1 protein-coding gene is annotated in these 331 nt (G+C 40.5%); it reads left to right on the forward strand.

Translation table 11 applies throughout. The features are described 5' to 3' along the window. The coding region (locus H3T83_RS11320; protein ID WP_198215809.1) for a hypothetical protein at nucleotides 1-331 on the forward strand (331 nt) is incomplete at both ends.

Raw genomic sequence — 331 nt, forward strand, 5'->3', positions numbered from 1 at the left:
TCTCTTTTGCTAATTATGCATTAACCACAAAAACGACCAATATTATTTATGGCTCAGCACCTTATTTAACCTTTGATGGTGGTCGAACCCGGGTAACAAATACCGAAGCGCTACTCGGGATATCCCTTTCAGATGGAAGAAGATTTACTCCGACAACCAATGATTCGAGTTCAACTAATCCTATCGTTTTACCTGCTATTGGTCAGAGTTCTGCGGATATTGGTATGTTAGTACCAACGAATACTGATTCTATTGCATTAAGTTCACTTATTGGCACACCGTATAATTATTGGGGGGATGATGATGGCGATGGTCAGGGAGTTAATGGTGT

This window comes from Gilliamella sp. M0320 (assembly GCF_016101635.1).
GTDB lineage: Bacteria > Pseudomonadota > Gammaproteobacteria > Enterobacterales > Orbaceae > Gilliamella > Gilliamella apis.